The sequence below is a fragment of the Actinomycetospora cinnamomea genome (assembly GCF_003096675.1).
GTDB lineage: Bacteria > Actinomycetota > Actinomycetes > Mycobacteriales > Pseudonocardiaceae > Actinomycetospora > Actinomycetospora cinnamomea.
Window position 1 is genome coordinate 247063 of record NZ_QEKW01000006.1, and the last position, 17833, is coordinate 264895.

The 17833-nt window shown below is 75.9% G+C and carries 20 protein-coding genes; 7 read left to right on the plus strand and 13 right to left on the minus strand.

Going from position 1 to position 17833, the window contains the following annotated elements:
* The first annotated feature begins 4 nt into the window (after window positions 1-4).
* Both C8D89_RS14170 and C8D89_RS29230 read left to right on the plus strand, forming a co-directional pair.
* Entirely contained in the window at window positions 5-1249 is a 1245-nt protein-coding gene (locus tag C8D89_RS14170) for a PP2C family protein-serine/threonine phosphatase (protein ID WP_133251913.1), read from the plus strand.
* Window positions 1246-1704 (plus strand): FHA domain-containing protein, encoded by a 459-nt coding sequence (locus C8D89_RS29230; RefSeq protein WP_165825700.1) that lies wholly within the window; start codon window positions 1246-1248, stop codon window positions 1702-1704. Before C8D89_RS14170 ends, C8D89_RS29230 begins: the two co-directional genes overlap by 4 nt.
* A 16-nt stretch (window positions 1705-1720) precedes the next feature.
* On the opposite strand, the gene C8D89_RS14180 is transcribed toward C8D89_RS29230, so the two are convergent.
* From C8D89_RS14180 to C8D89_RS14195, 4 genes are all read right to left on the minus strand, one after another.
* Window positions 1721-2173 (minus strand): GtrA family protein, encoded by a 453-nt coding sequence (locus C8D89_RS14180; RefSeq protein WP_116708760.1) that lies wholly within the window; start codon window positions 2171-2173, stop codon window positions 1721-1723.
* Complete coding sequence (locus C8D89_RS14185) at window positions 2170-3210, minus strand: decaprenyl-phosphate phosphoribosyltransferase (RefSeq protein ID WP_116708845.1); 1041 nt, start codon at window positions 3208-3210, stop codon at window positions 2170-2172. The genes C8D89_RS14180 and C8D89_RS14185 overlap by 4 nt, the downstream gene beginning before the upstream one ends.
* Window positions 3207-3779, minus strand: a complete 573-nt coding sequence (locus C8D89_RS14190; protein WP_243418090.1) for a phosphatase PAP2 family protein — start codon at window positions 3777-3779, stop codon at window positions 3207-3209. Before C8D89_RS14190 ends, C8D89_RS14185 begins: the two co-directional genes overlap by 4 nt.
* An 86-nt stretch (window positions 3780-3865) precedes the next feature.
* Entirely contained in the window at window positions 3866-4684 is an 819-nt protein-coding gene (locus C8D89_RS14195; RefSeq protein ID WP_116708761.1) for an HAD family hydrolase, read from the minus strand.
* 41 nt (window positions 4685-4725) lie between these two features.
* Between C8D89_RS14195 and C8D89_RS14200 the strand changes: the two genes are divergently transcribed.
* Window positions 4726-5349: an endonuclease gene (locus C8D89_RS14200; protein ID WP_116708762.1), complete on the plus strand. Its 624-nt coding sequence runs from the start codon at window positions 4726-4728 to the stop codon at window positions 5347-5349.
* 10 nt (window positions 5350-5359) lie between these two features.
* On the plus strand, window positions 5360-5992 hold the full coding sequence (locus tag C8D89_RS14205) for an endonuclease (protein ID WP_116708763.1): 633 nt from the start codon (window positions 5360-5362) through the stop codon (window positions 5990-5992).
* A 3-nt stretch (window positions 5993-5995) separates the two neighbouring features.
* On the opposite strand, the gene C8D89_RS14210 is transcribed toward C8D89_RS14205, so the two are convergent.
* The 4 genes from C8D89_RS14210 to C8D89_RS14225 all read right to left on the minus strand — a co-directional run bounded on the left by C8D89_RS14210 (window position 5996) and on the right by C8D89_RS14225 (window position 11713).
* The gene (locus C8D89_RS14210) at window positions 5996-9100 is read right to left on the minus strand and encodes an arabinosyltransferase domain-containing protein (RefSeq protein ID WP_243418105.1); all 3105 of its coding nucleotides are present in this window, start codon (window positions 9098-9100) and stop codon (window positions 5996-5998) included.
* Window positions 9101-9224: 124 nt separating this feature from the next.
* Window positions 9225-9635 (minus strand): DUF350 domain-containing protein, encoded by a 411-nt coding sequence (locus C8D89_RS14215; protein ID WP_116708847.1) that lies wholly within the window; start codon window positions 9633-9635, stop codon window positions 9225-9227.
* Between the two features lie 76 nt (window positions 9636-9711).
* Entirely contained in the window at window positions 9712-10872 is a 1161-nt protein-coding gene (locus C8D89_RS14220; protein WP_116708765.1) for a glutathionylspermidine synthase family protein, read from the minus strand.
* A gap of 28 nt (window positions 10873-10900) precedes the next feature.
* Complete coding sequence (locus C8D89_RS14225; protein ID WP_243418091.1) at window positions 10901-11713, minus strand: hypothetical protein; 813 nt, start codon at window positions 11711-11713, stop codon at window positions 10901-10903.
* Between the two features lie 115 nt (window positions 11714-11828).
* Between C8D89_RS14225 and C8D89_RS14230 the strand changes: the two genes are divergently transcribed.
* Window positions 11829-13082, plus strand: a complete 1254-nt coding sequence (locus C8D89_RS14230; protein ID WP_116708766.1) for a septum formation family protein — start codon at window positions 11829-11831, stop codon at window positions 13080-13082.
* A gap of 10 nt (window positions 13083-13092) precedes the next feature.
* Window positions 13093-13437 (plus strand): metallopeptidase family protein, encoded by a 345-nt coding sequence (locus tag C8D89_RS14235; RefSeq protein ID WP_207787216.1) that lies wholly within the window; start codon window positions 13093-13095, stop codon window positions 13435-13437.
* Between the two features lie 53 nt (window positions 13438-13490).
* Here the strand turns inward: C8D89_RS14235 and C8D89_RS14240 are convergent, their stop codons facing one another.
* From C8D89_RS14240 to C8D89_RS14250, 3 genes are read right to left on the minus strand one after another with little or no spacing between them, the layout of a single operon-like run.
* The gene (locus C8D89_RS14240) at window positions 13491-14147 is read right to left on the minus strand and encodes a histidine phosphatase family protein (RefSeq protein ID WP_116708767.1); all 657 of its coding nucleotides are present in this window, start codon (window positions 14145-14147) and stop codon (window positions 13491-13493) included.
* Window positions 14144-15124, minus strand: a complete 981-nt coding sequence (gene pheA / locus C8D89_RS14245) for a prephenate dehydratase (protein WP_116708768.1) — start codon at window positions 15122-15124, stop codon at window positions 14144-14146. Before pheA ends, C8D89_RS14240 begins: the two co-directional genes overlap by 4 nt.
* A gap of 33 nt (window positions 15125-15157) precedes the next feature.
* Complete coding sequence (locus C8D89_RS14250) at window positions 15158-16060, minus strand: hypothetical protein (RefSeq protein WP_279323382.1); 903 nt, start codon at window positions 16058-16060, stop codon at window positions 15158-15160.
* 133 nt (window positions 16061-16193) lie between these two features.
* Here C8D89_RS14250 and C8D89_RS14255 point away from each other — a divergent pair, with 133 nt between their 5' ends.
* On the plus strand, window positions 16194-17060 hold the full coding sequence (locus C8D89_RS14255; protein WP_116708769.1) for a DUF2470 domain-containing protein: 867 nt from the start codon (window positions 16194-16196) through the stop codon (window positions 17058-17060).
* Here C8D89_RS14255 and C8D89_RS14260 read toward each other — a convergent pair.
* Window positions 17032-17370, minus strand: coding sequence for a DUF3817 domain-containing protein (locus tag C8D89_RS14260; protein ID WP_116708770.1), 339 nt, complete (start codon window positions 17368-17370; stop codon window positions 17032-17034). The two genes, C8D89_RS14255 and C8D89_RS14260, sit on opposite strands and share 29 nt — an antisense overlap.
* On the minus strand, window positions 17367-17801 hold the full coding sequence (locus C8D89_RS14265) for a hypothetical protein (RefSeq protein ID WP_116708771.1): 435 nt from the start codon (window positions 17799-17801) through the stop codon (window positions 17367-17369). The genes C8D89_RS14260 and C8D89_RS14265 overlap by 4 nt, the downstream gene beginning before the upstream one ends.
* Window positions 17802-17833: the final 32 nt, after the last annotated feature.

Sequence of the window (17833 nt, forward strand, 5' to 3'; positions counted from 1 at the left end):
GGAGATGGCCGGGACACCCCCGATCCCCGGGGAGCGTGAGCGGCGCGCCTCGGGTGACGCCGGCGGGGGCCCGCTGGTCGAGCGCACCGACCTGCGCGCGGAGCTCGCGAGCGCCGCGTCGGCGCCCTGCCCCCACTGCGGGGACCTCGCGCCCGCCGAGGCCGACGGCACGTGCCCGGCCTGCGGGGGGCAGCGGCCCGCGGCGCGCGACCACGTGGAGCTGGTGGTGGGCGCCGCGGCCGCCGTGACCGACCGCGGTCTGCGCCGTCGCCGCAACGAGGACGCCGTCGAGCTGGGACGCCGCGTCGAGGGCGGCGTCGAGACGTGGGTGGCCGTCGTGTGCGACGGGGTCGCCTCCGCCCGGCGGGGCGACGAGGCCGCGCTGGCCGCCGCCGGCGCGGCCGTGGGCGCGGCGCTGGAGACCGCGGCGGCGCCCGCCACGCCGCCCCACGGCTTCCCGGCCGTCTCGGCCACCCATGACACGGGCCCGGTCCCCGTCGTCGGCGACGCCGCCACGGGTGAGGACGGCGCCGAGGGAGAGCGGACCGGCCGGTCGGGTACCGGCCTCGGCGGGGAGCTGGACGCCCTGGCCACCGCCGCGTCCGCCGCCGCGGCGACCGCCGCCGCCGACCTGGGACGCGGGGGCGGCGACTCCCCCGCCTGCACCTACGTCGCCGCGGTCGTGCGCGGCGGCGACGCCGTCGTGTCCTGGATCGGCGACAGCCGCGCCTACTGGCTCGCCGGCGACGGTTCGTCGCGCCTGCTCTCCACCGACGACTCGTGGGCCGAGGAGATCGCCGCGGCGGGGTTGATGACGCGCGAGGAGGCCGCCCGCGACCGCCGCGCCCACGTGCTCACGCGCTGGCTGGGCCGCGACGCGCCGGGCGGGCCGGCGCACGCCCGCCGGGTCCGGCTCGGCGTGCCGGGGCTGCTACTGCTGTGCAGCGACGGCCTGTGGAACCACCTTCCCGACCCCGAGGTGCTCGCCCGGCTCGCGGGGCCGGCGCTCGCATCTGCGGACGCGCCCGAGGGGGACGCCGACGAGGCGCACCCGGTGCTGGCCGCGGCGTCCGCGTTGCTGTCCGCGGCCCTCGACGACGGCGGGCACGACAACACGACGCTGGCCCTGGTCCCGATCGTCCCCCCGGCCGAGGCCCGGGACCGGCCCTCGGTCGTGGTCGACGCGCGGGGCCCCGACGAGCGCACCGGCCCCATCCCGCTCGACGGGGAGGGGGTGGTCGACCGGTGAGTGAGGGTCCCCCCGTCGAGACCACCCAGGATGCCGGGACCGGCACCTGGGTGGTGACGATCTGGGCCGACCGCGACTACCACGAGCTCGTCCTCGCCCGGCAGCCCGCGGACGCGCCCGCGACACCGGGCGAGTTCCCGGCCGCCCTGGCGCCGCGTGAGGTGGTGCTGCGCGCCGACGAGGTGCGCATCGGCCGGGCCCGCGACCCGGCGGGCGGCGACGTCCCCGAGATCGACCTCGCCGGCCCGCCGCGCGACCCCGGGGTCTCCGCGCTGCACGCGGTGCTCCTGGCCCTCCCGCGTGACCGCTGGGTGGTCATGGACGCCGGCTCCACGAACGGGACGACGCTGAACTACGCCGAGGACCCGCTGGCCCCGGACACGCCGGTACCCCTGCGCTCCGGGGATACCATCCACGTCGGCGCCTGGACGACCCTGACCGTCGAGCGGCGCTGATCGCCCCGGCCGCGGCTCAGCGTTCGGCCACCGGGATCGGACGGGTCACGGCGTCGGCCAACGCCCGCGCGCCCCGGGACGGCTCGGGGAACAGCACGGCGCGGGTGATGACGAAGCGCGCGGCCAGGAAGCTCACCGGCAGCGCCAGGCCGGCCGCGAGCAGCGGGGCGAGACGCTCGTCCACCCCGAGGTGCACGAGCCCCACCACGCCGACCGTGGTCGCCAGGATGTTGACCACCTGGGAGGCGGGATAGAGCAGGAACCGTGTCCAGGTCGGGCGCACGCGGAAGGTGAAGCGGCAGTTGAGCAGGAACGACACCACCATCGCCGCCCCCAGCCCGACGGCGTGGGCGACGAGGTAGCCCGCGTGCGGGTGGGCCAGCAGGTAGGTGCCGTAGTAGGTGGCCGCGTTGGCCAGACCCACCGTCCCGTAGCGCACGAGCCCGGCGACGAGCTCGCGGGCCCTCACGCCAGGCCGACCGCCGAGTACACCGCGAGGCCGATGAGCACGACCCACACCAGGCCGAGCACCTGCAGCACGCGGTCGCCCAGGACGATCTCCTCCGGCTCGCCGCCGTTGCCGCCGTCGACGTCCACGGCGTAGCGCAGGATCGCGACGACGAACGGCACGATCGACACGATCGCCCAGGTCGACGGGGCGCTGGGCAGGCGGCCCGGCATCGTGGTGACGCCGATGCCGAACGCCCACAGCCCGTAGGCCATGATCACGACGGTGGCCGAGAGCGACCACACGAACCGCAGGTAGGACGCGGAGTAGCGCTCCAGCGACTTGCGGATCTTGGCCCCGGTGCGCTCGGCCAGGCGCATCTCGGCGTAGCGCTTCCCCGACGCCATGAACAACGAGCCGAAGGCCATCGTCAGCAGGAACCACGGCGAGAGGTACAGCCCGGCCGCGGCACCACCGGCGATGGCGCGCATGAGGAACCCGGACGAGACGATGCAGATGTCGATGACGGGCTCGTGCTTGAGCCACAGGCAGTACGCCAGCTGCACGGCGATGTAGATCGCGGTGACGAGGAGCAGGTCGGGATCGGCGAGGAGGCTGATCCCGAGCGCCGCGGCGAACAGCACGACGCCGGTGACCACCGCCAGCGACGGCGGGACGACGCCCGCGGCGATGGGGCGGTGCCGCTTCTTCGGGTGCGCGCGGTCGGCCTCGACGTCCTTGGTGTCGTTGACCAGGTAGACACCCGAGGCGGCCAGCGAGAACGCGACGAACGCCAGCGCGACGTCCGGCAGCACCGTGAGGTCGAGCAGCCGGCCCGCCGCGAACGGCGCGGCGAGGACGAGGACGTTCTTCACCCACTGCCGCGGGCGCATCGCCTTCAGCAGCCCCAGGGGCACGGCCACGGGCCGGGGACGCCGGGACGCCGGGGCCGCGGGTGCCGGCGACGACTCGGCGGTGGACTCGTCGGTGGTCACGGTGCCCACCTCGGCTTGGTCGGCCTGCTCGCGCGTGGAGCTCGGCGGCGTCACAGGGGTCATGCGGTCCTCCAGCGGCCGATCGAGCCCCGGCGCACGGCCCGGCGCGCGCCGACCGCGCACGCCACCCCGAGCACCGAGCCCGCCAGCACGTCGGTCGGGTAGTGGACGCCCAGGACGACGCGTGACAGCGCCATGCCGGGGACGACGACGCCCGCGGCGCCCGCCCCCACCCCGCCGACGAGCCCGGCGTAGAGCAGGGCGGCGGCGGTGGTGGACGAGGCGTGCGACGACGGGAAGCTCAGGCGGCTGGGCGTGCCGACGTGCACGGCCACCCGCGGGTCCCGGGGCCGGCGGCGGCGCACGACGCGCTTGACGGCGATCGAGGCGCCGTGCGCGGCGACGACCCCGGCCAGCGCGGTGCCCCACCGGCGACGGCGCGGCGGGTCGAGCGCGGCCCCCAGCGCACCGAGCGCGATCCACCCGGCGGCGTGCTCACCGAACAGGGACATCGCGCGGGCGACGCCGACGACGGGCGGGGTGGCGAGACGGCGCTGCACGGCCGACAGGACCGCGACCTCGCCCCGTGCCGGGCCGACGGTGACGCCGGCGCCCTCGGCGCGATCGAGCACGTGGTGGTCCCTCCTGCTCGCCTGGTCTCGTCGCGGATGTTACGCGGCTCTTGACACGGCCCCCCGACGTGGTCCAGGGGTGTCGCTCAGAACCACCGCTCCAGTACCGACGCGACACCGTCCTCGAGGTTGCTCGCCGCGACCTCGTCCGCGACGCGGAGCACATCGGGGTGCGCGTTGCCCACCGCGACCCCGTGGCCGGCCCAGCGCAGCATCGCGAGGTCGTTGGGCATGTCCCCGAAGGCGACCACGGCGTGCGCCTCGACGGCGTGGTGCGCGGCGGCACGGGCCAGCCCGTGCGCCTTCGTGACGCCCCGGGGGGCGCACTCCAGCAGGCCCCCGCCCGCGGAGTACGTGACGTCGACGAGGTCGCCGACCGCGTCCCGCGCGGCGCGGGCCATCGCCTCGCTGGAGAGCGTCCGGTGGCGCGCGAGCACCTTGACCACCGGCTCGCCCAGCAGCTCGCCCGGCGAGACGTGGCGGTGGTCGGGGAGCGGCCACGCGTGCACGTAGGCGGCCTCGGAGACGAACTGCTCCTCCCGGCGGTCGAGCGCGCCCCCGCCCACCCGCACGCGCTCGACCGCCAGCCCGCAGCCCGGGACGGCCGCCCGCAGCCGCGCCACGACCTCGGCGAGGACGTCGACGTCGAGCAGCTCGGCCGCGACCACCCGGTCCGCCGCCGCGTCGTAGAGCACCGCGCCGTTGGCGGCGACGGTGAGGGTGTGCACGCCGAGGGCCTCGCACACCCGCGGCACCCAGCGTGGCGGGCGACCGGTCGCGAGGACGAGCGGCACGCCGGCGTCGACCATCCGCCCGACCGCCGCCCGCGTGCGCGCCGAGGGCTCGTCACCCGCACCCAGGAGCGTCCCGTCGACGTCCGACGCGACCAGCCGCGGTCTCTGCACGTCACCGAGACTATGGGGTTGCGGGAGGGGTATCCGCCCCGATGAGCACCATCGACGCGCTGCTGGACGAGGCCGGCCGGACGTTCGCCGACGAGGGAGGCATCCACCTCGCCGACCAGCCCGCCCCGCTCTACCGCCTGCTCGTGCTCAGCGTCCTGCTCTCGCGCCGCGTGCAGGCGCAGCTCGGCACCCGCGCCGCCCGCGAGCTCGTCGGCGCCGGGTTCGGCACGCCCGAGCGCATGCGCGACGCGTCCTGGGAGGACGTCGTCGCCACGCTGGGCCGCGCGAAGTACACCGGCACCGAGCAGACGACGACCGCGCTGCAGGAGGGCGCCCGGCTCGTGCTCGACGAGTGGGGCGGGGACCTGCGACGGATGCGAAAGGCCGCCGACGGCGACCCGGACAAGCTCCGGGAGTTCCTCACCGCCGTCCCCCGGCTCGGGCCCGTGGGCGCCGACATCTTCCTGCGCGAGGTCCAGGCGGTGTGGCCCGAGTTCCGCCCCCACCTCGACGCCCGGGCCCTCGCCGGCGCCGGGGAGCTCGGGCTGCCGACGGACCCCGCGACACTGGCCGAGCAGGTCTCCGGCGACGACCTCGCCCGCCTCGCCGCCGCCCTGGTCCGTGCCGACCGCGACGGCGACGTCCGCGAGCAGGTGAGCGGGTAACCGGCCGGCCATGAGCACCATCGAGACGCTGCTCGACGAGGCGGGCCGGACGTTCGCCGACGAGGCCGGGATCGCCCTGGAGGACAAGCCGGCCCCGCTCTACCGCCTGCTCGTCCTGACCGTCCTGCTCTCGAGCCGCATCCAGGCGGAGCTGGGCACCGCGGCCTGCCGGGAGCTCGTCGACGCCGGCATGGGCACGCCGGAGGGCATGCGCGACGCCTCGTGGCAGGACCGCGTGGACGCCCTGGGCCGGGCCCACTTCCGGCGACAGGACGAGCAGACCGCCACGGCCCTGGGCGAGGGCGCGCAGCTCGTCCTCGACGAGTGGGGCGGCGACCTGCGCCGCATGCGCAAGGCCGCCGACGGGGACGTGGGCGAGCTCAGGGGGTTCCTCACCGCGGTGCCGCGGGTCGGCCCCGTCGGCACCGACATCTTCCTGCGCGAGGTGCAGGCGGTGTGGCCCGAGTTCCGCCCCCACCTCGACGCCCGGGCCCTCGCCGGCGCCGGGAAGCTGGGCCTGCCGACCGACCCGGCGACGCTGGCCGAGCAGGTCTCCGGCGACGACCTCGCCCGACTCGCCGCCGCCCTCGTGCGCGCCGACCGCTCCGCGGATCTGCGGCACGACGTCGAGGAGCGCTCCTAGCGATCAGCCCACCGCGCCCTGCGGCTCCACGTCGACGTACTCCTGGCGGGCCAGGGTCGGGCCGCGCTCCCAGCCCGACTTCGAGCGCTCGGTGGTGCTCAGCCCGTAGCGGCCGGTGGGGAGGTCGCGCACGACGAGGTCGACGCGGCCCCACGGCTTGGCGGCCTCCCGGCCCGGGGGCACGGCCGTCGCGAGCCGGACGTAGGTCACGCCCACGGTGTCGAGGCGCCACACCCCGCCGCGTTCACGCCGGTCCTGCAGCCCGTAGTACGCCGAGGTCAGGTCCTCGTCGGCGTGGATCCGCACGTCCGAGGCGGGCGCGATGCCGTCGTGGGAGGCGACCTGGTCGACGCAGGGCCAGAGCACCGTCGACATCTGGTCGACCAGCACCGGGCGGCCCTCGACCACCGGCGTGATCGGCTCGGGCCGGGCCAGGAACGGCTGGGCGACGGCGAGCCGGTCCTGCCCGCGTTCGGCCGTGGTGTCCACGACCACGCGGACGAACGTCGGGTCGCCGGGCGCGTCGACCAGCGACACGGGCCGCTGCTGCCAGGTCCGCTCGTCGGCCTGCGGGAGATAGTCGATCTCCGTCCGCCCGAGGACGCGCGGGGCCTCCGCCGCGCCGTCGGCGAACTCCACCGACACCCGCTCGTCGGGCGGGCCCGACTCCAGCAGCGGCACCACCACGTCGGTGGCGCCGGTCCCCGCCGGCACCGGGTACCAGCCGGTGACCAGGGTGCCGCGCCCGCCGGAGCCGTCGGTGACGTCGTGCCACACCCGGCCGAGGCCGGGCACCGGTTCCGGGATCGGGGCGACGGTGTCGTCGACGAAGTCGCCGGTGGTCACCGGCGGGTTCACCGGCGCCCCGAACGCCACGGGGTCGGGCCGCAGGACGGTGACGTCGTCCTGGAGCCCGCAGCCCTGCCGGACCACGTCCTTGACGTTGCCGAGCGCCACCGTCCAGCCCGGGTACTGGCGCAGGGGCGCGAGCACCATGACCCCGATCATCCCGACGACGACGGTGGTGGCGGCGACGGCGAGCAGCGCGCGGTCGGGCTCCGGGCGGGGCAGCCGCCGCTGCGGCCAGCGGCGCAGCGACCAGTGCGCCCACACCGCGGCGAGCACGGCGACCGCCACCCACAGCAGCGGGTTGCGCAGGAAGATCGGGCCGAAGTGCGGCGCGAGCAGGTTCTGGCTCAGCGGCGTCGGATAGGGGTCGGCGTGGTCGCCGAAGAACTGGCCGCGGTCGGTGTAGGGCCGCCACAGGTTCCAGCCCGCGTAGCTCACCGACGTCGCGATGACCAGCACGGCGACACCGCCGACGGTCGCCAGCGCCCGGTCGTGGCGCGGCATCGGGCCGCGCAGCAGGGCCAGCGCGATGAGGACGGTGCCGGAGGCGGCGATGGCCGGGAAGTGCAGCACCCACTTCGTGGGGCTCGCCGCGACGAGGACGAAGGCCAGTGCCGTGGTGGCCGCGGCGTGCAGCAGCACGCGGCGCAGGGCGTCGTCCTCGGGGCCGCGCCGCCCGCTGCCGACGGCCACGAGCAGCACCAGGGCCAGCGTGAGCAGGATCGGCGCCCGGGCAGCCCACGGCGTGCGGCCGGGGCCGAGCAGCGTCTGGTAGTGGACGAGCTCGTCGTACCAGGGGACGGTGTCGTAGTAGTAGGCGTGGACCGCGGAGGCCTCGACGACGTCGCCGAGCGAGGCGTCGGCGAACGCGACCGGGATGGCGACGCTCGCCGCGGCGCCCAGCACCAGCAGCAACGCGATCTGGTCGCGGCGCGGGGTGGCGACGATGGCCGGCCACGCGCGCGGGATCTCCACCAGCAGCGGCGCCGCGGCCACGAGACCGGTCGGCGAGCACGCGATGGCCAGCGCCGCGGCCATCACCGCCCCCACGTAGAGGATCGGGGTGCCGCGGTCGCGGGCCAGCTCGACGAGCAGGAGCACCACGACCGAGAGCAGGACGATCAGCGGCTCGGGGCGGAGGGTGAGGCCGAACGGCAACCACCAGACGAGGTGGCCGATCAGCAGGGCCCAGGGCACCCAGGCGCGGCGCACCTCGGTGCGCCGCGAGACCAGGACGAAGAACGCGCGCAGCAACGCCCAGGTCAGCAGGCCGTAGAGCAGGGGCAGGCAGCGCTGCCAGACCAGCCCCCAGCCGCCGATCGCCCCCCAGGCCTGCATCGCGTACTGCGAGGCCACGAAGGGGTTCTCGGTCACGTTGAACATGTAGACGGCGTTGCCGATGTAGCCCGCCTCGCCCGCGTCGCGGGCCATCAGGGGGTACCAGCTGTCGTCGAAGTTCATGGGCGCGACGAACACCCAGCCGGCCGAGATCGCGACGAGCAGACCGTCGGCCCACGACAGGTGGCGGCGCAGGCGGGCCGGCCACGCCCGCGGCGCGAGCCACGCCCGGGCGCCCCGCCACCGTCCCTGCCGGTAGACCAGCACGAGCAGCACCGCGAGCGCGGCCAGGTGCGCGACGAGCAGCACCGTCTTGAGCACGCCGGGAGTCGAGTCGTAGCGGTCGTCGGTGCGCAGCGACACCGCGAGCCCGCCGGACGCCGGGGTGCCGTCGGTGCTGGTGGTGAGCTGGGCGACCTGCGGTGGCAGCACGTCGGTGCAGGGTCCGCACGCCAGCGGCAGCGGCACGCCGTCCTGGGTCACGCGCAGCCCGCCCTCGTCGGCGACGATCGCCAGACGGCAGTCGCCGGCGGGCACCGGGCCGGCCGCGACCGTGGCGCCCGAGACCGTGAGGCTCGCCCCGCTCCCCGCCGAGGCGAGCACGAGCCCACCACCCGCCGGGTCGCCGGGCAGGGTGCGCAGGACGTCGCCGGGCACGCGCAGGGCCGCGCAGGGCACCGTCGCGCTGAACCCGAGCGGGCGGGGCGGGTTGAGGGCGAGCTGGGTGGACACCGGCGCGCCCGGGGCGGCGGCCGGGTCCGGCCAGGTCACCGTCGTGTCCTGCACCGTCACCGGCGCCAGCGGCACGGCGATGCCGAGCAGCACGGTGAGCAGCGCCCACAGCAGGACGCGGCGGCCCCCGGTCCGGGCGACGTCGCCGGGATCCGGCGAGGACGGCGCCTGGTCGGGGCGCACGAGCATCGTCACCGCACGCCCCGTGGGCGCGCGGACGGGACGGACCGGTCAGTAGCCACCGTCACCGAGGGTAGGTCGTGAGGGCCCCGTCAACCGGGTGGGGTGCGGGCGTGTCCCCCGACGTCCCCCGCTAGATGATGGCGACCGCGACCACGAGACCGAGGGCGATGTGCATGGCCGCGATCATCGCCGAGTCGGCGGTGAACCGGTCGTCGTGCAGGCAGCCGTCCACGTCGAGCCGCGCGACGGCCTCGAGGCCGCGTACCGCGAGGACCTGCGCGATGATCCCGACCAGGCCGTAGATCGTCGTGTTGAGGATGCCGCCGACGAAGCTGCCGAACGAGATGTAGATGGCCACGATGACGATGAACGCCATCGACACGAGCCCGGCTCCGGCGACGACCACGGCGTTCGGTCGCCCCTCGCGGACCAGGCCGCGCAGGTCGCCGGGGGTCGTGAGGTCGATGGCGAAGTAGCCGATGTACATGAGCACGGCACCGATCACCGCGTAGACCGCGATGAGGCCGATGTTCACGCCCATGGTGGACCAGAAATCGGGAGCGAGCACGCGCGAGGCCCTCCAACCGGACGAACGGGGCGCCAGACTAGGGCAAGGGTCAGTCGGGGATGCGGTGCGGCACGAACGCCGCGCCGTTGTCGGTGATCAGCCCGGTGGTCTCGCGGATCCCGAGCCCCGCGGACGTGTCGCCGACGATCCACGCACCGAGGGCGGGGCGGTAGCCGTCGAACTCCGGCAGCGGGTCGAAGAGCTGGTAGACGTAGCCCTCCTCGCCGTACACCCCGCCGGTCTCGGTCTCGTAGCCGGGCGCGACGACCGCGATGTTGGCGCCCTCGCGTCCGAGCAGGGGCTTGCGAACGTACTCGGTGAGCATCCCGGGGTCACCCAGCGAGGCGGGCAGCAGGTTCGGGTGGCCCGGGTACATCTCCCACAGCACGGCGAGCAGCGCCTTGTTCGACAGCAGCGCCTTCCACAGCGGCTCGATCCACGCGGTCTCGGGGAGGCTGCGAGTCACGTGCTTGCCGAAGTCGTCGCCGAGCACCCACTCCCACGGGTAGAGCTTGTCGACGACCGCGACCGGCGCCTCCTCGAGGTCGACGAAGCGGTCGAGCGCCGAGTCCCAGCCGAGCTGCTCGATGGCCAGCCCGACCGTGTCCATCCCCGCCTCGGCCGCGCACTCCTGCAGGTAGGCGACGGTGACGTGGTCCTCGCCGGTCGGGTCGGCCTGGGACCAGCAGAAGTGCACCTCGTTGCGGGGCAGCTTGTCGGCGATCTCGCCCCAGCGCTCGACCAGCTTCTCGTGCAGCGAGTTCCACTGGTCGTCGTCGGGGTGGACGTCCTTGAGCCAGTACCACTGGCAGATCGACGCCTCGAGCAACGAGGTCGGGGTGTCGGCGTTGTACTCCAGCAGCTTCGCCGGCCCGGCGCCGTCGTAACGCAGGTCGAAGCGCCCGTAGAGGTGCGGGTCGCCGCGCCGCCACGACGCCGCGACGGCCTCCCAGCTCCACTCGGGCAGCGCGAAGTCGCGGAACCGCTCGGTGGTGACGACGTGGTCGACGGCCTCCAGGCACATCGAGTGCAGCAGCTCGACGTCGGCCTCGAGCGAGAGCACCTCGGCCATGTCGAACACGTAGTGCACGGACTCGTCCCAGTACGGGCGGGCGCCGTTGCGCCCGGCCGCGGGGGTGCCGAACACCAGCCCCTGCTCCTCGATCTTCGACTGCCAGTCGGGGCGGGGCCTGCCGGTCGCTCGCTGCACGACGCCGATCCTGCCCGATGCCCCGTGCTCAGCTGCCGCTGGAGCTGCTCCCGCCGCTGCTGCTCGAGCTGCCGCCCCGGCCCGCCGTGCCGCTGGAGCTGCCGCCGACGCCGAGACCGCCGCGGCTGACGGTGCCGCTGCCGCTGCTGGTGCCCAGCGTGCTGCCCGAGGTGCCGCTGCGCACCGTCGTGCCGCCGGCCGGCGGCGTGGTGGTGCCCCCCTGCGCGACGGTGCCGACGGGGGCGCTGGAGCCGTAGTTGTAGTGGTACTGGTTGCCGAAGCCGCCGATGAAGATCGGTACGAACGCTCCGCCGCTGTTGTAGTAGCCGCCCTGCTGGGACCCGGCGCAGTTCTCGTCGGGCACGACGACGCCCTGCGCGTCGACGCACTGCGCGGTGACCTCGTCGGGCTGGCTCGCCGCGTAGACGACGGCGACGAGGGCCACCACGCCGACCGCGACCCCGCCGCCGACCAGCACCCGCTTGCGAATCTTGCGCTTGCGGGCCTCGGCCGCCTCGGCCGCGTCGCGCTGGGCCCGCTCGCGGCGCTGGGCCTCGCGGCGGGCGCGCTGCTCGGCGACGGTGGGCTCGCGCGGCCTGGTCGTCTCGGGGTCCTGGTAGCGGACCCGGCCACGCCGGTCCGGCGAGCTCTCCGCGACCTCGCCCGACGCGGCGTCGGCGTCCGTCCCGCTGCCCGAGCCCTCGGCCGCGGGCACGCCCGAGGGCGGGGTGGCGTCGTCGGCGTCCGACGACCGCTGGGCGTCCGCGTCGAGGGCGTTCAGGTCGACGTTCTCGGTCCGGCGCTCGGACGGGTCCGCCCGCTCGTCGTCTCGCCCTGTCATGACCCCTCCACCCGCAGAACACCGGCACCGCCCGGCGCGTACCGGTCACCGTCGATCCTGCCCGACCGGGCCCTCACCCGTCCCGGCGGACCACGAGCGGCATGATGTCAGGGCGATGCTGCTCCGGGAACGCCAGTCCGGGCCCTCCGGCGAGGACCGCCCCGACGGCGACGATGACGCCTCGTACCGCGCCCCGCGCGGCGGCCGCTGGGTCGACCGCGTCCTCGGGCGCGACGACGCCGCCGACCCCCGCCGCCGCGCCGCACGCCGCGGTGTCATCGGGGTCCTGGCCGGCGCGCTGGTCATGCTGGTCGCGGCGACCGCGCTCGCGGTCACCGGTCAGGGCCTCGACGTCCTCGGCGTCGCCGACCAGCAGCCGTCGGCCGCGGGCGGCGCGGATCCCGAGGAGGACGAGGACGTCCGCCCGGCGCTGACCACCGAGCCCGGCCGCTGCCTGACCTGGAGCCGTGACGACGCCGGTGACGTGCGCGAGGTCGACTGCGCGCAGCCGCACCTGTTCGAGAGCGTGGGCGCGGTGAACGCTGCGCAGCCGCCCGGGGCGCCGTTTTCGGACGACGCGGCGTGGCAGCAGCTCGTCACCGATCAGTGCCTGCCGGCCGCGCGGAACTACCTGCAGGGCCGTCTCGACCCGGCCGGGCGCTACCGGGCGGGCGCGCTCAAGCCCACCCAGGCGGCGTGGGACGGCGGTGACCGCACCGTGCGCTGCGGCCTGCAGGCCCCCGGCCGCACCGGGGCGCTCTTCCCGTCCCAGGGCCGGGTCGCCGACGCCGACCAGGCCGTCGTGTTCGACGCGGGCACGTGCCTCGGGCTCGTCGGCAAGGAGGTCTCCGACCCCGTCGCGTGCGGCGAGACCCACGCCGCGGAGGTCGCGGGCATCGTCGACCTCGGGACCCAGTTCCGGGAGAGCTTCCCGTCGGTCGACGACCAGGACAACTACCTGCAGCCGACGTGCCAGCGGATCGCCGAGCAGTACGTCGGCTCGGCGCAGAAGCTGACCGACTCCAAGCTCATCGTCTACTGGACGAACCTCGCCGAGGAGTCCTGGACCGCCGGCACCCGGCGGGTGACCTGCAATCTCGGGTCGCTGCTGTCGGACAACTCCGGCTTCGCCCCGCTGCGGGGCAAGGCCGCCGACGGGGTGACGATCGGCGGCGAGGCGCCCACGACGGCGCCGAGCCTGCGCCCGGGCGCGCCGGCGACGATCCCGGGGTCGACGACCCCCGCCCCGGACGACGGTGCCGCGACCGGGGGCACGGCCGGCGAGCCCGGCACGGGCCGGACCGACGGTGGTGGCCGGCCCGGCCTGCCCCTGCCCTCCGTGCCGGTGCCGGGACTGAACGGCGGCTAACGTCGGGCGGGTGGACGTGGGCGTCGAGCGCTTCGAGGAGCTCGTCGCCGACGCCCTCGACGAGCTCCCCGAGCCGCTGATGCGGGCGATGGACAACGTCGTCGTGCTCGTCGACGACCGCCATCCCGACGACCCCGAGCTGCTCGGGCTCTACGAGGGCGTCGCGCTGACCGAGCGCTACAGCGACTACGGCGGCGTCCTGCCCGACCGGATCACGCTCTACCGCCTGGCCCTCGCCGATGTCTGCGCCGACGAGGACGAGCTGCGCGAGGAGGTCGCGGTCACGGTCGTGCACGAGATCGCGCACCACTTCGGCATCGACGAGCAGACCCTGCACCGGCTGGGCTGGGGCTGACGCCTACGTGCGTGATCTTCTGAGCTATAGCTCAGAAGATCACGCACGTAGGGTCAGCCGGTCGGGTCGTCGGTGGCGGGCAGGCCGCCGGGGACGGCGCTGCGCCAGGCGACGAGGTCCCAGCCGCTCCCGCGGGGCCGGACGACGACGCGCCCGCAGTTGGCGACGTGCTCCTCCTCGCCGCGCGGGGTCCCGACGTGCTCGACGAGCTGCTGGGCGACCAGCCGCAGCGCGGCACCGTGGCTGACGAGCACGATCGTGCCCCCGTCGACGTGGCGGTCACGGAGGTCGGCGACGACGGGCAGGTAGCGCGCCAGCAGCTCGTGGCCGCTCTCGCCGCCGGGCTGGGCGACGTGCAGGTCACCGTCCTGCCAGCGGTCGTAGACGCGCCGGAACTCGCGGATGGCGGGCTCGTCGTTGCGGCCCTCGAGCTCGCCGACCTGCACCTCGTGCACCCCGCCGACCTCGACGGGATCGAGGCCGAGGTGCTCGGCGACCAGGTGGGCCGTCTCCCTGGCCCGGCGTGCCGGCGAGTGGTAGAGCCCGGCCACGGTGCCGTCGACCCCGTGGGCGAGCTCGCGTCCCAGCGCCCGCGCCTGCTCGCGCCCCAGCTCGGTGAGCGGCGACCCGGGCAGGACGGTGTCGAGGATACGGTCGATGTTGGCCTGGGTCTGGCCGTGACGGGCGAGGACGAGCCGCAGGTCGCTCATGCGCCCGTCCCGTCGCGCAGCGCGGCCAGCCACGCGCCGGCCTCGGTGTAGTCCTTGACGGTCTGACCCGGGCCGGGGTCGGCCGCGCGCGTCGCGTCGTCGCCGGACCCGGCGAGGTGGGCGCGGGGGTACGAGCCGAGGAACCGCACGTCGGTGCAGCGGCGGCGCAGCGCGGCGAGCGCCTCGCCCATCGCCGGCTCGGCGACGTGCCCGGTGCCGTCGAGGAAGAACCAGTACTCGCCGCGGCGGTCCCGGAGCGGGCGGGACTCGATGCGGGTGAGGTCGACCCCGCGCACCGCGATCTCGGTGAGCACGGCGAGCAACGCCCCCGGGCGGTTGACGGTGGTGGCGGCGAGCGAGGTGCGGTCGGCGCCGGTGGGGGCGGGCAGCGGGCGGCCGTCGGGCCGGCGGACCAGCACGAAGCGCGTCACCGCGTCGCCGGTGTCGTGCACGTCGGACGCCAGCGCCTCCAGCCCGTGGTGGGTGGCGGCGACGGGCGCGCAGACGGCCGCGTCGACCTCGCCGGCCGCGACCTGGGCCGCGGCGGCCGCCGTCGACGAGGTCAGGCGCACCTCGGCGCCGGGCAGGTGCTCGGCGATCCAGCGCCGGGTCTGGGCCTCGCCATGGGGGTGCGACGCCACACTGGTCACGGTCTCGCCGGTCGTTCCCGGCCGCACGAGCACGGCGAAACGCACCGGCAGCAGGATCTCGCGCACGATCACCAGGGGCGGCGTCTCCACCAGCCCGTCCATGGTCGCGGGCACCCCGCCCTCGACCGAGTTCTCCACCGGCACGCAGGCCGCGTCGGCGTCGCCGGCGCGCACCGCGTCGAGCGCCGCGGTGGTGCTCGGCAGGGGCCGCAGCTCCGGCTCGGGGTCGCCGAGGGCGTCATCGAGAACGCCGGGCCCGAGCGTGTGCAGGGCCTGCTCGCAGAAGGTGCCGTGCGGGCCGAGGAACGCCACACGCTGTCCGGTCACGTCCACCGAGCGTACGGGGCCCGGCCCCGGGATTCAGAGCAGGCCGAGGCGCGCGAGCTCGGGGCCCTGGGCGGCGGCCGCCGTGGACCCGAACGAGGAGAAGAGGGCCCGCACCCGCGTGGCCGAGGCCTGGTCGACCCCGGCGAGCTCGGCGGCGAGCCCGGGGCCGTCGGTGACGAGCAGCGCCTCGCCGATCCGCTCCTCGGGGTCCTCGTCGGGGCCCGTCGCGAGCGCGCGCACCGTCGCCACCAGCAGGTTCAGCCAGCCGTGGTGAGTGAAGCCGGTGCCGGGATCGGTGTGGCGCACCGCGGCCTGCAGCCCGATGCTCGCCGTGAACGACCGCCCGGCCCTCACGGCGAGGGCCAGGAACCCCGCGACGTCACGCACGCCCGGGAACGCCCCGGCCCGCCCGCCGCCGCACCGCAGCTTCGGCCGGCAGCCGTGCTCGACGACCCGCCGGACCCCGTCGAGCCAGTCCTCCGAGCCGTCGGCGTCGGGGCGCCGCGGCTCCACGACCGCGACGACCTCCTCGGGCACGAACTCGGTGACCCGCTCGAGCCAGACCGTGTCGACGTCGTGCGGGGCCGGCATCTCCACCGTGCGCGGGTCGAGCAGCGCGGCCCGCGACGAGGTGAGCGACAGCGCCTTCGGCACGCCGCCGAGGCCGGTGTCCACGGACAGGGCCACGGGGACGGGGCCGGCGGGGCGGCGCTTGACCAGCTCGGCGACCAGCTCGGAGAGCCGCGAGACCGGGACCACGAGCGAGCCGAGCAGGCTGCCGGCGTCGGAGCCCCGGGCGGCGAGGTAGGAGTCCACGGCGTCGGCCATCTCCGGCCGCGGCCCCTCGGCCACGAGCGTCGCGTCGTCGACGATCGCGCGGAGCAGCGGGGGCACACCGTCGACCGGTGCCCCGCCGGCCTGGGGGACGGTGGACACGATCGCACGGTAGCGGGCGGGCCACGGCGGTCCGGGCACCGGCCCGGAGGATCCAGGGCGCTCGTCCGGACGGTCTCGCATCTCGCCGAGAAATGAGGTTAGGCTCCCCTCAGTTCGCGACCGAGGGAGTCCGATGGCCAGGAGCCGACCGCCCACACCGCCCGTCCCCCCGCCCGCCGAGCGGGCCCGGACGCTGGCCGGCCGGGCCCAGCACGCCTCCGTCATCGACGGGGTGCACGGCGGGGTCGCCCGCGGGCCGGGTGGGACGACCAGCGGGGACGGGGACCTGCGCGCCACGCCGACGCTGCACCACGTGCCCGCGACCGGGGCCGCCACGCTGCAGTTCCCCGACGACCACCCGCTCGTGCTGCGGGCCCGCGAGCGCAGCGACGCCCTGCTGCCCGTCATGCTCGAGCTCGTCGACGTCGCGCCGGTGACCCTGCGCCGGCCGGTACGCGGGCTGCTGTGGCTCTCCGGGCGGCTCCGCGTGCTGCCGCTGCGGGTGGCGCGGCGCGCGGCCCTGCGCATCGCCGCCGAGCAGCCCGACGAGCGCCTGCTCGACGTCGGCCACGGCGAGTCGCTGTTGCGCCTCGAGCCGGCGATGGTCGTGCTCTCCGACGCGGAGGGCACCGAGGCGCTCGCCCCCACCGCGATGGCCTCCGCACCCGTCGACCCCGTGGCCGGCACGGGAGACCGCTGGCTGGCGCACCTCGCCGCCGCCCACGCGGGCACCCTGTCCGCGCTCGCCCCGCACCTGCCGGAGCACCTGCGCCGTCCCGGACACCGGCTGGCCCCGCTGGGCGTCGACCGCTACGGCCTGCGCCTGCGCGTGGAGACCGAGCGCGACGACCACGACGTGCGCCTCGCGTTCTCGACCCCGCTGTCGTGCCCGGGCCAGCTGGGCGAGGCCGTGCGGGCGCTCATCGGTTGCCCGCGCAGCTCCGGCGACCGCGACGTCCCCGGCCTGCGGGCTACGCCGCGTCCCGCAACGGGCGCGTGATCCTCCGCTCCGCCACGAACGACACGAACGGGATCGTGCCGGCCAGCGCGACGAGCACGGCGCGACCGACCGGCCAGCGGTCCCGGTAGGCGAGGTCGGCGGTGAGCAGGAGGTAGCCCATGTAGAGGAAGCCGTGCACCGGGCCGACGATCGCCACCACGGTGCCGTCGCCGGCGAGGTACTTCAGCGGCATCCCGATCAGCACGAGCACGAGCAGGCCGACACCGACCACCCAGGCGCCGACGCGGTAGCGCTTCAGCGCGGCGACGACCTCGGGGGTCGGCGGGGCCTCGGGCGGGCTGGTGGTCACGACGGTTCGGTCTCCTTCTCCTCGCGAGCGGCCAGCTCGGCGAGCATCGCGTTGTACCGGGCCCGACCCGGCGCGGGGGCGTCGTCGGCGTCCATCCCGCCCTCCCGCACCCCGGAGGGTCGCGGGCCGAACGGGGAGTCGGCAGGCGCGGCCCGCACCGGCGTGGCCGCCGGACGGTCCTCCTCGGGCTCCTGCCGGGCGCGCACCTCGGCCAGCGCGCGGGCCTCGGCGCGCAGCATCCGCCACCACAGCGCGGCGAAGAACAGGCCGAACAGCGGCCACTGGAACGCGTAGCCGGCGTTGAGCAGCGACCCTCCGGGCGACTCCGCGCGGATGACCTGCCAGTAGGCCATCGCCCCGCACACGACGACGGCCACGAGCGCGAACAGCGTCCACCCGATCCAGCGCGGGGTGACCAGCAGTCGCAGCACGCCTCCGAGGTTACCGACGTCCGGGCGGCGGT

Bases quoted from the DNA above. Each gene is read 5' to 3' on its own strand.
- C8D89_RS14170 (WP_133251913.1), top strand. From the start codon at position 5: ATGGCCGGGACACCCCCGATCCCCGGGGAGCGTGAGCGGCGCGCCTCG.
- C8D89_RS14185 (WP_116708845.1), bottom strand. From the start codon at position 3,210: ATGACCCCTGTGACGCCGCCGAGCTCCACGCGCGAGCAGGCCGACCAA.
- C8D89_RS14200 (WP_116708762.1), top strand. From the start codon at position 4,726: ATGAGCACCATCGACGCGCTGCTGGACGAGGCCGGCCGGACGTTCGCC.
- C8D89_RS14205 (WP_116708763.1), top strand. From the start codon at position 5,360: ATGAGCACCATCGAGACGCTGCTCGACGAGGCGGGCCGGACGTTCGCC.
- C8D89_RS14210 (WP_243418105.1), bottom strand. From the start codon at position 9,100: ATGCTCGTGCGCCCCGACCAGGCGCCGTCCTCGCCGGATCCCGGCGAC.
- C8D89_RS14215 (WP_116708847.1), bottom strand. From the start codon at position 9,635: ATGGGCGTGAACATCGGCCTCATCGCGGTCTACGCGGTGATCGGTGCC.
- C8D89_RS14225 (WP_243418091.1), bottom strand. From the start codon at position 11,713: ATGACAGGGCGAGACGACGAGCGGGCGGACCCGTCCGAGCGCCGGACC.
- C8D89_RS14230 (WP_116708766.1), top strand. From the start codon at position 11,829: ATGCTGCTCCGGGAACGCCAGTCCGGGCCCTCCGGCGAGGACCGCCCC.
- C8D89_RS14240 (WP_116708767.1), bottom strand. From the start codon at position 14,147: ATGAGCGACCTGCGGCTCGTCCTCGCCCGTCACGGCCAGACCCAGGCC.
- C8D89_RS14255 (WP_116708769.1), top strand. From the start codon at position 16,194: ATGGCCAGGAGCCGACCGCCCACACCGCCCGTCCCCCCGCCCGCCGAG.